Source organism: Robertmurraya sp. FSL R5-0851, assembly GCF_038002965.1.
GTDB lineage: Bacteria > Bacillota > Bacilli > Bacillales > Cytobacillaceae > Robertmurraya_A > Robertmurraya_A beringensis.
Genome location: NZ_JBBOOE010000001.1, coordinates 1,614,645 through 1,628,661, shown reverse-complemented (window position 1 = coordinate 1,628,661; position 14,017 = coordinate 1,614,645). Strand labels below are relative to the sequence as shown.

Sequence of the window (14,017 nt, the reverse complement as noted above, 5' to 3'; positions counted from 1 at the left end):
GCTTTCTCCCTTTCTTTACCAACCTAATTCTCTATATGTAGTACCTTTGTTGGCTTCATTAGATTAGGCTTATGAGGATGGTGCATGTATATAGCCAGCGCTTTATGATCCATCGTTTCAAGAACGACGGGTTGTTTAATATCTTGAAGTATTTCAGGAGTTTCAAGAACTGCACCATTTTTCACTTTCTCAACTAATTTATCACTTATTTGATATTTCGGCAAATGAATAAGTGCTCTTTCAATAGGATATAAAGCGTTTAATATCGTTCCGTTATTTACCATTTCCTCTACTTCCGATAGCGTCTTACAGTCATCAAGAGAAAATGACGCTGACTCGGTGCGTCTTAAGTCAGACATATGAGCAGGGTAACCTAATCGTTCTCCAATCATAACAGCTAATGTCCTAATATATGTTCCCTTGCTACAAGCAACACGAAATTTAAAGGAAATGGTTTCTCCTTCAAACACTTCACGGTCATCTAAAAGCTCAATCGAATAGATCGTCACTTGTCTCGTAGGGCGTTCCACTTCAATGCCTTTTCTTGCATACTCATACAAACGTTTTCCATTCACCTTGACTGCTGAGTACATAGGTGGAGTCTGAGAAATCTCACCTGTTAGTTCCGATAACACAGCTTTCACTTGCTCGCGAGTAATCAGTGTTTCAATGTCTTTCCTTTCAATCACCTCACCCGTCGCATCCTCGGTTGTTGTAGCAAAGCCAATTGTTACTTCACCCTCGTATACTTTTCCTGCATCTGTTATGTATTCAGCCACCTTGGTTGCTCGTCCAAGGCAAATCGGTAACACTCCATCTACTTCAGGATCAAGCGTACCTGTATGTCCGATCCGCTTCATTCGCAGTATTTTTCTAAGCTTAAAGACACAATCGTGAGATGTCATTCCTTTAGGCTTAAATAATGGCAAAATCCCTTCCATTTCTGTTCCTCCTGGTCTTTCAATTAGAAAAAAGGATAGACATGATGTCTATCCTCTTTGATCAATCTTCTCGTTCGGTCTGTTCTTCCTTCGTCTCTTCCTTAATTTGATACAGAAGATTTTCGATTCGATTTCCATAGTCAATCGATTCATCGAATTCAAATGTAATTTCAGGAGTCTTTCTAAGACGAATTCTCTGCCCAATTTCCGAACGAATAAATCCTTTTGCTTTAGCTAAACCCTTCAGTGTATTCTCTCTTTGAAGGTCATCACCTAACACAGAAATAAACACCTTTGCTTGTTGAAGATCACCTGTTACTTGTACATCTGTAACAGTCACAAAGCCGATACGTGGGTCCTTTATTTTTCGTCCAATAATTTCCCCAAGTTCTTTCTTCATCTGTTCTCCAACTCGATTAGATCTAAGGCTCATGGTAGTCACCTCTTTGTCATCCTTTGAAAACAATGCTTTTAAAATAGCACTGTTTTTAGGGAACGATTTATCTATTTGTTTTACGCATGATACACATGCATATAGAGAGGAGAGAATCTCCCCTCGTTTATGTTATTATATCCATTCCAAGTCCGTTATTGTGCGTTCGATTTCTGGAAATGAATCAATTAACTTTAATGAATGCTGCAGTTCTCTTTCAACGGCTACTTTTGAGGATGCAACTGACACAATAGCGATTTTGGTACGTTGCCATGTATCTTGATAATCAACCTCTGCAACAGACAAATTGTATCGTTGTCTGAGCCTTGTGATAATCCGTTGAAGGACAGCTCTTTTGTCTTTTAAAGAATGGGCATCATAAATGAGGCATTCACAGGCGGCTAAGCCAATGATCATTTACGGTCCACTTCTTGCATAACGAAGGCTTCGATTACGTCCCCTTCTTTTACATCGTTGTAGTTTTTGATGGTAATTCCGCACTCATACCCTTGAGATACTTCCTTAGCATCATCCTTGAAACGCTTAAGGGCGTCGATTTCACCTTCAAATACCACGATTCCATCACGAATGACACGGATTCCACTGCCACGAGCGATTTTTCCATCCGTAACATAAGATCCTGCAATCGTACCAACCTTCGATACTTTGAATGTTTGACGAACTTCAGCTTGCCCGGTGATCTTCTCTTCGAATTCAGGATCAAGCATCCCTTTCATCGCTGCTTCAATTTCTTCAATTACTTTATAAATGATACGGTGCAAGCGAACATCTACTTCTTCCGCTTCTGCCGCGCGCTTTGCATTATTATCTGGACGAACGTTAAATCCAATAACAATCGCATTTGATGCCGCTGCTAAAGTAATATCTGATTCATTGATCGCACCAACACCAGTGTGGATGATTTTTACATTTATACCCTCAACTTCAATCTTTTGAAGTGCAGCAGCAAGTGCTTCAACCGAACCTTGAACGTCAGCTTTCACAATAAGGTTAATATCCTTCATTTCGCCTTGCTTCATATGTTCAAATAAGTTATCAAGACTTACACGTGTCTTTTCAGAACGAGATGCTTGGATAGCAAGCTGTGAACGTGCTTCACCCACTTGACGAGCTGTCTTTTCATCTTCAAACACTACAAAGCGATCTCCTGCATGCGGAACATCATTTAAACCTGTAATTTCCACAGGAGTAGATGGACCAGCTTCTTTCACACGACGACCAAGGTCATTAACCATTGCACGAACACGTCCAAAAGTTGTACCTACAACGATTGGATCTCCAATTCGTAATGTACCGTTTTGAACTAGAAGTGTAGCAACCGAACCTCTACCTTTATCTAGCTGAGCTTCAATAACTGTACCGATTGCCTTACGATTTGGATTCGCTTTATATTCCTCTACTTCTCCAACAAGAAGGATCATTTCTAATAAATTGTCGATTCCTTCTCCTTTTAAGGCTGATAGTGGAACGAAAATTGTGTCTCCACCCCATGCTTCAGGAACTAAACCATATTCTGTTAACTCCTGCATAACACGATCAGGGTTTGCACTTTCTTTATCCATTTTGTTCACAGCAACAATAATCGGAACCTCAGCGGCTTTTGCGTGATTAATCGCTTCAATCGTTTGTGGCATAACCCCGTCATCTGCTGCAACTACTAAAATCGTAATATCCGTAATTTTTGCCCCACGCGCACGCATCGTTGTGAAAGCAGCGTGACCTGGTGTATCAAGGAATGTAATTTTCTTACCATTTTCTTCTACTTGGTAAGCACCGATATGCTGAGTGATACCGCCTGCTTCTCCAGCAGTAACCTTTGTGTTACGGATTGAATCAAGCAAAGTTGTTTTTCCGTGGTCAACGTGACCCATAATGGTTACAACAGAAGGTCTTTCCACTAACTCCGCTTCGTTATCTTCTGTGAAGTATACTTCAAGATCAGTAACATCAATCTTGATTTCTTCTTCCACTTCCACACCATATTCAGCTGCAATTAGTTCAATTGCATCCTTATCAAGTGATTGGTTAATGGTAGCCATTACACCTAGTAAGAACAATTTCTTAATGAGTTCAGATGGTTCACGGTGAAGCTTTTTAGCTAATTCAGCCACTGTAAGTGATTCTGTAAAGGTGATTTTTGCAGGTAATTCTTTCTTTTTTGGAGGCTGTGGTGGCTGTGACTGGTGTTGTACACGACCTCTTTGTTGGTTTTTACCCTTTTTACCATTAAAAGCTTTTGTTTCTTTTGATTGGTTTTCTTGGGTACCTTTTTTCCCTTGAACTGCCTTTGGAGCTGTTTTTACTTTTACTTTCGAAGGAGCCACATTACGGTCGTCGTCCTCATCAAAAGCACTAGCCTTTGCTTTTGATTGTACTTGAGCTGCAACAGGCTTTTGTTGTTGTGCTTGAGTCTGCTCTGGAGCTTCCTTCTTTTCTTCTTTACTACCCTTAGCATATTGTTCATCTAGCTTTTTAACAGTATCATCTTCAATCATTGTCATATGGTTAGAAACCTCGATATTCATATCTTTTAATTTTGTAATGAGTTCCTTACTCGAAACATTATGTTTTTTTGCATATTCATACACTCGCATTTTACTCATGTTTACACCCCCGCTAGAATTAATCGAGCAACGTCTTTAGCTTCTTGGCAAATCCTTCATCTAGAACGGCCACGACTACACGGGCTTCTTTTCCGATCGCTTGACCGAGTAAAAAGCGGTTCTCAACTATTTTACAAGGAATGTTATAGGATTTGCATTTATCTGTCACTTTTTTCTGTGTGTTTTGGGATGCATCTGCTGAAAGCAAAACTAACTTCGCTTTATTGCTACGAACTTCCTTAATAGAAAGTTCCTCCCCAGAAATCACTTTACGCGCTCGATTGGCTAAGCCAAGCAATGACATCCACTGATTTTGCTTCATTCGGATTGTCAATTCTCCTTCTCAACAAGCTTCAATAATTCTTCGTACACAGAATCGTTTACTTGAACTTGCAATTGATTCGATAATATATTCTTTTTCTTCGCTAAAAGAATAGCTTCTTTTTCTTTCGTAAGGTAGGCACCTCGACCCGACTTTTTACCGGTTAAGTCGATGGAGACCTCGCCTTCCTTCGAGCGAACGATGCGAACAAGTTCTTTCTTCGGTCGCATTTCTCCGGTAGCAACACATTTTCTTAATGGAACCTTCCTATTTCTGTTCAACCATCATCCACCCCTTTCTTACTCCTGCTCTTCTACGTACTCTAAATGTAAATCGGTATCTGCGTGTGCATCTTCCTCTTCATCATCAAACGAAAGAATTCCTTCTTCACGAGGGAAAATACCAGCTTCTCTTGCATCTGTTTCTGATTTAATATCAATTTTCCAACCGGTCAACTTAGCCGCTAAACGCGCATTTTGGCCTCTTTTACCAATTGCGAGTGACAGTTGATAATCGGGAACAACTACTGTTGTTGCCTTTTCATCTTCATTGACGATTACGTCAAGAACTTTAGATGGGCTGAGAGCATTTGCTACAAATACAAAAGGATCATCCGACCATTTCACAATATCGATTTTTTCTCCCTTTAACTCGTTGACAATTGCTTGAACACGAGCACCTTTTGGACCCACGCATGCTCCTACTGGATCAACTTCTGGATTATCAGAATGAACAGAGATTTTTGAGCGGTCACCTGCTTCACGAGAAACTGATTTGATTTCAACTGTTCCATCATAGATTTCTGGAACTTCAATCTCAAATAGTCTCTTTAAAAGACCTGGATGTGTTCTTGAAACAAAAATTTGTGGGCCTTTGGTAGTTTTTTCTACTTTTGTAATAAACACCTTAATACGATCATGAGGCTTGTAACGCTCATTAGGCATTTGTTCGTTTGCTGGTAAAATTGCTTCAATTTTCCCTAAGCTCACATAGATAAACTTGGAGTCCAAACGTTGGACAATACCTGTCATAATATCTTCTTCACGGTCGATAAATTCAGAGTAAATAATTCCTCTTTCTGCTTCACGAACTCGTTGCGTAACCACTTGCTTTGCTGTTTGTGCAGCAATGCGTCCAAAATCCTTAGGTGTTACCTCAAGCTCTACCACATCTTCAATCATGTAATTTGGATTGATTCGTCTAGCTTCCTCTAAAGAAATTTCAAGTCTTGGGTCGAATACTTCATCTACGACTTCTTTACGAGCAAAAACACGCATCGTTCCAACACCTAAATTTAAATCGATTCGAACGTTTTGCGCTTGATTGAAATTTCTACGATAAGCAGAGATAAGCGCTGCTTCAATTGCCTCAATTATCACATCTCGTGAAATTCCTTTTTCCTTTTCAAGCAAAATAAGAGCATCTAATAATTCACTGCTCATGAAAATGGTCCCCCTTTAACACTCTAAATGTCTCTCATGTGAATTTGTTATATGAATTATGAGAAAGTCACCGCTAGGCGAGCACTTGCAACCTTTTCAAAAGGTATTTCAATCGTTTTCTTTCTCGTCTTAATCTTCACTTCAACTGTTACGGTGTCTCCCGTAAAGTTCGTTAGCACGCCTTCAAATACTTTTTCACCATCGATAGGCTCGTACGTTTTAATATGTACATTTTTCCCAACCGCTTTTTCATAGTCCTTCTGTTTCTTCAATGGACGCTCTGCACCAGGAGAAGAAACTTCAAGGAAATAGTTATAAGGAATAGGATCAAGCTCATCAAGCTTTTCGCTTAATTTTTCACTTACCATTCCACACTCTTCAATGTCAATGCCTTGCTCTTTATCTATAAACACGCGAAGAAACCAGCTTTTTCCTTCCTTCACATATTCAATATCAACTAATTCAAGGTTGAGGTCATTAACAATTGGTTCTACGATTTGTTCAACTACTTCAATTACCTTGCTCATTTTATTCCTCCTAACCAACCTAAAGTAGTTAATCTCCTAAAATAGAGTCCATACAACACGAAAGAGCGGGGAAGGCCCCACTCTTGTAAACGAGAGTTATTCTTAGTATTTCCAATAAAACTATACCATAACCATACCGTTTATGCAAATGCAATACCGGTTTTCACTAGGGAGACACCAACTTTCATACCATTTCTAAAACAATGAAAGTTGGTTTTGATCAGGTAAGGATTCCAGACATCCGTGGTTATCGAGATACTCAATAATTGTCTTTGAAACCTTTCCTCTTTGCTGAAGATCTTCTTTAGATAAGAATTCTCCATCTTCACGAGCCTTTACGATGTTAAGTGCCGCATTCGTACCTAGACCAGGAATGGCATTAAATGGAGGAATTAGCTTATTTCCTTCAATAATGAATTCCGTGGCACTCGAACGGTACAAATCTACCTTTGCAAAAGAGAAGCCTCGTTCATTCATCTCTAATGCCAATTCAAGGACGGTTAAGGTGTTTTTTTCCTTGGTTGACGCATCTAATCCTTTTGAATTAATTTCTTCAATTACTGCTCGGATCGCTGAAGAACCTTTTACCATCGCATCAATATCAAAATCCTCAGCTCTAACAGTAAAATAGGCTGCGTAATAAAGGATTGGATGGTGCACTTTGAAGTAAGCAATCCTTACGGCCATTAGAACGTAAGCTGCTGCGTGGGCCTTCGGGAACATGTATTTGATCTTTTTACAAGAATCAATATACCATTCCGGCACTTCGTTCTTTCGCATCTCTTCTTCCATCTCATCACTTAAGCCTTTTCCTTTACGAACGGACTCCATAATCTTAAAAGCAAATGATGGCTCTAATCCTTGATAGATTAGATAAACCATGATGTCGTCACGACAGCCGATAACTTCACTCAGGTTACAGATACTGTTGTGGATTAGCTCTTGCGCATTTCCTAACCATACATCCGTTCCGTGAGAAAGTCCCGAAATCTGGACCAACTCTGAGAAAGTAGTCGGCTTTGTATCTTCGAGCATTTGTCTTACGAAACGTGTTCCGAACTCGGGAATACCAAGCGTTCCAGTTTTACACATGATTTGTTCTTCCGTTACTCCTAGCGCTTCCGTTCCACTGAATATTTTCATTACTTCAGGATCATCGGTTGGAATGGTCTTTGGATCAATTCCACTCAAGTCCTGAAGCATACGAATTACGGTCGGATCATCGTGCCCTAGAATATCGAGTTTTAATAAGTTATCGTGAATCGAGTGGAAGTCAAAGTGGGTGGTTTTCCATTCAGACGTTTTATCATCTGCAGGGAATTGGATTGGGCTAAAATCGTATATGTCCATATAATCTGGTACAACGATAATACCCCCTGGATGCTGACCCGTTGTTCTTTTTACACCCGTACAACCCATGGCTAATCTTTCCACCTCAGCCCCACGTATTTGCAAATTATTATCTTGCTGGTAAGCCTTCACGTATCCGAAAGCAGTTTTATCAGCAACCGTACCGATTGTCCCGGCACGATATACATAATCTTCACCGAACAGCACCTTCGTATAGTTATGCGCACGTGGTTGATACTCTCCGGAGAAGTTCAAATCGATATCGGGAACTTTATCACCTTTGAAACCTAAGAAGGTCTCAAACGGAATATCGTGTCCATCTTTTTTGTATTTGCTTCCGCAATTTGGACAGTCCTTATCCGGCAAGTCAAAACCAGAACCAACTGAACCGTCATTGAAGAACTCCGAATGCTTGCATGTTGGACAAACATAATGTGGTGGTAATGGATTCACTTCCGTTATCTCTGTCATCGTAGCAACAAGAGAAGAACCAACCGATCCACGCGAACCTACTAGGTACCCATCATCAAGTGATTTTTTCACGAGCTTATGCGAAATCAAATAGATAACAGCAAACCCGTGACCAATAATACTCTTCAGTTCTTTCTCCAGTCTTGCCTCCACTATTTCTGGAAGTTCATCACCATAAATTCTTCTTGCCATATCGTAACTCATTTGACGCATTTCTTCGTCTGCACCCTTAATTTTCGGTGTATACAAGTCGTCTTTAATCGGCTTAATCGTATCTATCATATCAGCAATTTTATTTGTATTCGTAATAACTATCTCACGTGCTTTTTCTTTTCCTAAAAACGAAAATGCATCTAGCATCTCATTAGTTGTACGGAAATGAACATCAGGTAGATTATGTCGATTAAGCGGATTTGCTCCACCTTGAGAGTTTACTAAGATTTTTCGATAAATTTTATCATTCGGGTTAAGGTAATGTACATTTCCAGTTGCGACAACAGGAATCTCTAGCTTTTCACCAAGTTTCACAATATTTGCTATAATATCCTCTAATGATTTTTCATCATTAACTAGCTCTAACTCTAATAAATGAGCATATACCGCTTTTGGATGTACCTCGATGTAATCGTAGAAACGTGCTGGCTCTTCTACTTCTTCTGGAGCCTTTTGCATCATACCCTCGAATACTTCACCCTTGTCACAGCCAGAACCAATCAAAATTCCTTCACGATGCTTCTGTAATACAGAGCGCGGGATCCTCGGAACTCGATAAAAATAATTTAGATGAGAAATAGAAATGAGCTTAAATAAGTTCTTTAACCCCACATCATTTTGTGCTAAAAGCGTACAGTGATATGGTCTTGCCCGTTGATAGGCATTACCTTGACCCATATTGTCATTCAGTTGATTATGATACTGAATTCCTTTTTCCATTACATCCTTAAGCATCGTTAAGAGCAGATAACCAGTAGCTTCTGTGTCGTATATCGCACGGTGATGCTGTGTTAATTCGATATTAAATTTCTTTGCTAACGTATTCAAACGGTGATTCTTCATGTCAGGGTATAAGAAACGTGCAAGCTCTAACGTATCGATGACTGGGTTCTCAGCTCGTCCGAGACCGTACTTCTTGTAACCAACATTCAAAAATCCCATATCGAAAGATGCGTTGTGAGCAACAAGTATGTCATCGCCTGTCCACTCTTTAAATTTCCCAAGAACCTCTTCTACCTCTGGAGCTTCCTTTAGCATATCATCGGTAATTCCCGTTAAATTCATTATTGTTGCAGATAATGGATGATGCGGGTTAGCGAACGATTCAAATCGGTCAATGATTTCTCCATTTTTAATCTTCACCGCAGCAAGTTCGATAATGGTATTATAAACGGCTGATAAACCCGTTGTCTCAACGTCAAATACGACATACGTCTCTTCTGCTAACAGTCTCTCCGCTTCGTTATAAGCAATCGGTACACCATCATTTACGAGATTCACTTCCACCCCGTAAAGAATTTTAATATCGTTCTTTTTCCCGGCTCCAAATGCTTCCGGAAAGGATTGCCCTACCGCATGGTCTGTAATGGCAATTGCTTTATGTCCCCATTTTTTTGCTTGAGACACTAATGCACTAACTGGTGACACAGCATCCATTTGGCTCATTGGTGTGTGGAGATGAAGCTCTACACGCTTTTCAGAAGAAGTGTCCTGTCGTTCAATTGGCTTAATTTCATTAATATCGTTTCCAATCATAACTAGATCACGTACGAATGTATCGTTTTGGATACTTCCTCTTACTTTCACCCACATGCCCTTTTTCACGTTTTGGAAATTAGCGGCATCCTCTTTATCACGAGAGAACATTTTCACCATGATCGAGCTTGTATAATCAGTAACTTTAAAGGTTAATAGAGTTCTCCCACTCCGAAGCTCTCTTGTTTCAGCAGCAAAAATATACCCTTCGACAACGACTCTGCGTTCTTCATCAACAATTTCTTCGATTTTTCTAAAATCAGAATCATCTTTAATCGTTAATCCAATGGTTAATGGACCGGTGTATTCACCCGTACCTCCGGCAGCCTCTTTCTCTGCTTCCTGCTTGTCCATCTCGATCGCTGCCTGCATACCTCTTTCTTTGTCTTCCCTCATTTTCGCCTCAATAAATTGCTCATATTGTTCCGTAGAGGCTTCAGTGTTGATCTCAGTATCAATCACCACTTGGGGAAATCCGAAAAAGCCGTAGGCATCGGAAATAAAGCTTGCATATTTCCTTTTTATGGCTAAGCCTTCGAGTTCATTGCCAACAAAGATGGTGATTTTTGAGCCTTGGACTTTTGGCTTTTGTTCATTTAGTAGCTTAATTAATGGAGGTGAAATACCATCAATTTGCTGGATGCAACTGTTCCAATATTCAAGTATTAAATCCTCAGTCACCTGCTGATCCCTTACCTGTATGTTGTAAGAAATTGAGGCAATATGTGAGAAGGTTGTTTGTAATTTATTTGTAAACGTTTGATAGACGTTAATAGGTAAAATCTTCTCAAAAGAAAAATAAAAACTCCATTGTTTTTTAGATTTTTCAATTAATACTTTGTCAATTATAGCATCTTGAAAATACGGCATGATCCTGTCATCCGTTAGTTGTAGCTGCTGGAGCAATAGTTGGAATCGTTCCTTACCAGATGATCCGTTCATCAACTCTCTCCTCTCCATTTCATCTCTAGTCAAACTAGTAGTTATTATAACATAAAGAAATTATTGAAAGCCTTTTTAACATATAACCAATCAATGGGAAAAAAATCGGATCCGTGGTTAGCGGATCCGATACCTAATTATTTATTTTAATAACCCTGCAACTGTTTGTAGAAGGTCGTCTTTGTGAACTTCTAGCATTTCACCCGTTTTGCGGACTTTAAGTTCTACAATTCCTTCAGCAGCTTTTTTACCAACGGTAACACGTACAGGTAGACCTATAAGATCGGAATCAGCAAACTTAACTCCTGGTCTTTCAGCACGGTCGTCCATAAGAACTTCTAACGCCTGAGCTTTTAATTGTTCATATAACTCTGATGCTAGTTTCGCCTGAGCTTCATCTTTTAAGTTGATTGGAATCAAATGTACTTCAAAAGGTGCAATTTGTGCTGGCCATACGAGTCCATTTTCATCATTGAATTGCTCGGCCACAGCAGCTAATGTTCTAGATACACCAATACCATAACAACCCATAATCATTGGCTGTGATTTTCCGTTCTCGTCTAAATAGGTAGCATTCATCGCTTCACTATAACGAGTTCCAAGTTTAAATACATGCCCTACTTCTATTCCCTTGGCGAAAACAATTTTGCCTTGACCATCTGGAGATAGATCTCCTTCTTGAATAAAACGAATATCCGCGTACTTTGTTACCGAAAAATCTTTATCTGCATTCACGTTGATGAAGTGATGGTGTTCTTCGTTTGCTCCGCATACTCCGTTAACAATTGCTTGAACGGCTGAATCTGCAACAATCTCCACTTTATTTACGCCAACTGGCCCTAGTGAACCAATTGAACAACCAAGGATTTCCTTCGTCTCTTCTGGAGTGGCTAGTTCAACGATGCTCGCTGCATATAAGTTCTTTAACTTAATATCATTCACTTCGTGGTCGCCACGAACAAGCACCAGTACATGTTGATCATCCACTTTAAACAGTAAAGATTTAATGCACTTTGATGCGTCAATATTTAAAAATGATACTACTTCTTCAATTGATTTCTTATTTTCAGTCAGAACCTTTTCCATCTCTTTTTGTGGCTCATCGGATTTTTCGTATGTGTTGACTACCGGAGCCATTTCGATATTAGCGGCATAGTTTGACGTATCTGAATAGGCAATCGTATCTTCTCCTACATCAGATAACGCCATAAACTCGTGCGTATCTTTTCCACCCATGGCTCCAGAATCCGCTATAACAGCCCGGAAGTCCAAACCGCAACGGCTAAAAATATTTGAGTAGGCAGAAAATAAACGATCATATACTTGGTCAAGACTTTCTTGAGAAGAGTGGAAAGAGTAAGCATCCTTCATGATAAACTCTCTCCCACGAAGTAAACCAAAACGTGGTCTTTTCTCATCTCTAAACTTTGTTTGAATTTGGTAAAGCGCTAACGGCAGTCGCTTATAAGATTTTACTTCGTCTCTTACTAAACTAGTGATGACTTCCTCATGAGTTGCCCCAAGAGCAAACTCTCTATCATGGCGGTCATTCAATCTCATCAATTCAGGTCCATAGGTGTACCAACGACCTGATTCTTGCCAAAGTTCTGCTTGTTGCATCGCAGGCATAAGCAGTTCCACAGCTCCTGCGTTATCCATCTCTTCACGAACAATTGTCTCAATCTTTTTTAGTACTCGCTGGGCCATTGGTAAATAACTATATATCCCACTAGCATTTTGTCTAACAAAACCAGCTCTTAATAGTAGCTGATGACTTTTAATTTCGGCATCTGCTGGAACTTCCCTTAAAGTTGGGATTAGCGTCATACTCTGTTTCATCTACTAGCACCTCTTCGACCAATTCATTTTATTAAATTAATATTTTAAGGCTGCCCCTTGAAGTGTCTGACACCTCTTTATGGGACAGCCTCATGTCAGATTAAAGGAATATCCTTTGTATATCATTCCAAGTAACTACTAGCATTAGGAGCATCAAAAGAGCAAATCCAATAAAGTGTACCATGCCTTCTTTTTGGCGATCAATCGGCTTTCCTCTCAATGCTTCTACTGCAAAGAACATCAATCTTCCACCGTCTAAAGCAGGAATTGGAAGCAAGTTCATAATCCCAAGATTAATGCTCAAAATACCAGCCCACTTCATTAGATACATAACTCCAGATTTAGCAACGGTAGCAGTTGACTCATAAATTCCAACCGGACCAGATAGTGCATCAATTGAAAATTGCCCAACGATTAATTTTCCAAGCATAGAGAAAATTTCAACTGTCCAATAGTATACTTCTTTAAACCCGTACGTAACGGACTTAATAGGTGACTTTTCCATTGGATTATACACACCTATGATTCCGATTTCTGTACCATCCACATCTTGTGCTTTTGGTGTAACTGGAATTTCAAGCTCCTCCCCGTTTCTAGAAACCAAAAACTCTAATTCATTTTCAGGGTTTTGACGAATAATTTCAACTACATCTTCCCATGTAGAGATTTCACCGCCTTCAATACTTTGAACCTTATCGCCTTCTTGTAAACCCGATTGCATAGCCATTCCATCAGGAGTTAACTTCCCTAAGATGGGCTCATTTGTCGGTACTCCTTGCCATAAAGCAATAACAACAAAAATTAAAAAGGCTAAGACAAAATTCATCATTGGTCCAGCGAATATGGCCATTGTTCTTTGACCTAATGTTTTAGAAACAAATTGACGATCGTAGGGAGCAATCAGTGTTTCTGTACCGTTCTCCACTAAATAGGCATTTCGACTAATAGAGAAGGTTTTTAAAATATCTTCTTCTCCCTCTTCATAGCCTTTTATTTGTAATTTTTGTTCAATATCGGCATATTCCACTTCAATGATCCTAGCATCCGGATACTTTTCTTTGTTGTTTAGTATGATCTTTTCAATCACTTCGTTCTTGTCCAGTATTAGTCCAACCCTGTAGCCTGGTTTAATTTCAGCCATCTCGGGATCTTCTCCAGCCATGCGAACATATCCGCCAATCGGCAATAAACGAATCGTGTAGAGTGTCTCTCCTTTTTGATAAGAAAAGACTTTCGGACCCATTCCAATTGCGAATTCACGACAAAGTATACCTGCTCGTTTTGCAAAGATGAAATGTCCTAATTCATGGAAAAATACGAGTGCCCCAAAAATAATGATAAAGGCTATGACTGTGTTCAAATTATAACCACCCTTTT

11 protein-coding genes are annotated in these 14,017 nt (G+C 39.6%); all 11 read right to left on the bottom strand.

All coding sequences use genetic code 11. The features are described from left to right. Positions 1-23: 23 nt before the first annotated feature. Complete coding sequence (truB, locus tag MKX65_RS08460; RefSeq protein ID WP_340903230.1) at positions 24-941, bottom strand: tRNA pseudouridine(55) synthase TruB; 918 nt, start codon at positions 939-941, stop codon at positions 24-26. A 61-nt stretch (positions 942-1,002) separates the two neighbouring features. Next, positions 1,003-1,374, bottom strand: a complete 372-nt coding sequence (gene rbfA / locus MKX65_RS08455) for a 30S ribosome-binding factor RbfA (RefSeq protein ID WP_066053396.1) — start codon at positions 1,372-1,374, stop codon at positions 1,003-1,005. 135 nt (positions 1,375-1,509) lie between these two features. After that, positions 1,510-1,791 carry a DUF503 domain-containing protein gene (locus tag MKX65_RS08450; RefSeq protein WP_340903229.1) on the bottom strand — a complete coding sequence of 94 codons (282 nt, stop codon included), beginning with the start codon at positions 1,789-1,791 and terminating at the stop codon, positions 1,510-1,512. Then, complete coding sequence (gene infB, locus MKX65_RS08445) at positions 1,788-3,998, bottom strand: translation initiation factor IF-2 (protein ID WP_340903228.1); 2,211 nt, start codon at positions 3,996-3,998, stop codon at positions 1,788-1,790. The genes MKX65_RS08450 and infB overlap by 4 nt, the downstream gene beginning before the upstream one ends. 19 nt (positions 3,999-4,017) lie before the next feature. After that, positions 4,018-4,320 carry a YlxQ family RNA-binding protein gene (locus MKX65_RS08440; protein ID WP_119707577.1) on the bottom strand — a complete coding sequence of 101 codons (303 nt, stop codon included), beginning with the start codon at positions 4,318-4,320 and terminating at the stop codon, positions 4,018-4,020. Between the two features lie 8 nt (positions 4,321-4,328). Next, on the bottom strand, positions 4,329-4,601 hold the full coding sequence (gene rnpM / locus MKX65_RS08435; RefSeq protein ID WP_340903226.1) for an RNase P modulator RnpM: 273 nt from the start codon (positions 4,599-4,601) through the stop codon (positions 4,329-4,331). Positions 4,602-4,619: 18 nt separating this feature from the next. Next, positions 4,620-5,762 (bottom strand): transcription termination factor NusA, encoded by a 1,143-nt coding sequence (gene nusA / locus MKX65_RS08430; protein WP_160545564.1) that lies wholly within the window; start codon positions 5,760-5,762, stop codon positions 4,620-4,622. 56 nt (positions 5,763-5,818) lie between these two features. After that, positions 5,819-6,289 carry a ribosome maturation factor RimP gene (rimP, locus tag MKX65_RS08425; RefSeq protein ID WP_340903225.1) on the bottom strand — a complete coding sequence of 157 codons (471 nt, stop codon included), beginning with the start codon at positions 6,287-6,289 and terminating at the stop codon, positions 5,819-5,821. A 195-nt stretch (positions 6,290-6,484) separates the two neighbouring features. Then, positions 6,485-10,801, bottom strand: coding sequence for a PolC-type DNA polymerase III (locus tag MKX65_RS08420; RefSeq protein WP_340906194.1), 4,317 nt, complete (start codon positions 10,799-10,801; stop codon positions 6,485-6,487). Positions 10,802-10,942: 141 nt separating this feature from the next. After that, positions 10,943-12,640, bottom strand: coding sequence for a proline--tRNA ligase (locus tag MKX65_RS08415; protein WP_340903224.1), 1,698 nt, complete (start codon positions 12,638-12,640; stop codon positions 10,943-10,945). Positions 12,641-12,740: 100 nt separating this feature from the next. Next, positions 12,741-14,000, bottom strand: a complete 1,260-nt coding sequence (gene rseP, locus MKX65_RS08410; RefSeq protein ID WP_340903222.1) for an RIP metalloprotease RseP — start codon at positions 13,998-14,000, stop codon at positions 12,741-12,743. Between the last annotated feature and the right edge of the window lie 17 nt (positions 14,001-14,017).

Excerpts from the sequence above, each read along its gene's own strand:
- infB (WP_340903228.1), bottom strand. The coding sequence starts at position 3,998 with ATGAGTAAAATGCGAGTGTATGAATATGCAAAAAAACATAATGTTTCG.
- MKX65_RS08420 (WP_340906194.1), bottom strand. The coding sequence starts at position 10,801 with ATGAACGGATCATCTGGTAAGGAACGATTCCAACTATTGCTCCAGCAG.
- nusA (WP_160545564.1), bottom strand. The coding sequence starts at position 5,762 with ATGAGCAGTGAATTATTAGATGCTCTTATTTTGCTTGAAAAGGAAAAA.
- MKX65_RS08450 (WP_340903229.1), bottom strand. The coding sequence starts at position 1,791 with ATGATCATTGGCTTAGCCGCCTGTGAATGCCTCATTTATGATGCCCAT.
- MKX65_RS08440 (WP_119707577.1), bottom strand. The coding sequence starts at position 4,320 with ATGAAGCAAAATCAGTGGATGTCATTGCTTGGCTTAGCCAATCGAGCG.
- rbfA (WP_066053396.1), bottom strand. The coding sequence starts at position 1,374 with ATGAGCCTTAGATCTAATCGAGTTGGAGAACAGATGAAGAAAGAACTT.
- rimP (WP_340903225.1), bottom strand. The coding sequence starts at position 6,289 with ATGAGCAAGGTAATTGAAGTAGTTGAACAAATCGTAGAACCAATTGTT.
- truB (WP_340903230.1), bottom strand. The coding sequence starts at position 941 with ATGGAAGGGATTTTGCCATTATTTAAGCCTAAAGGAATGACATCTCAC.
- MKX65_RS08415 (WP_340903224.1), bottom strand. The coding sequence starts at position 12,640 with ATGAAACAGAGTATGACGCTAATCCCAACTTTAAGGGAAGTTCCAGCA.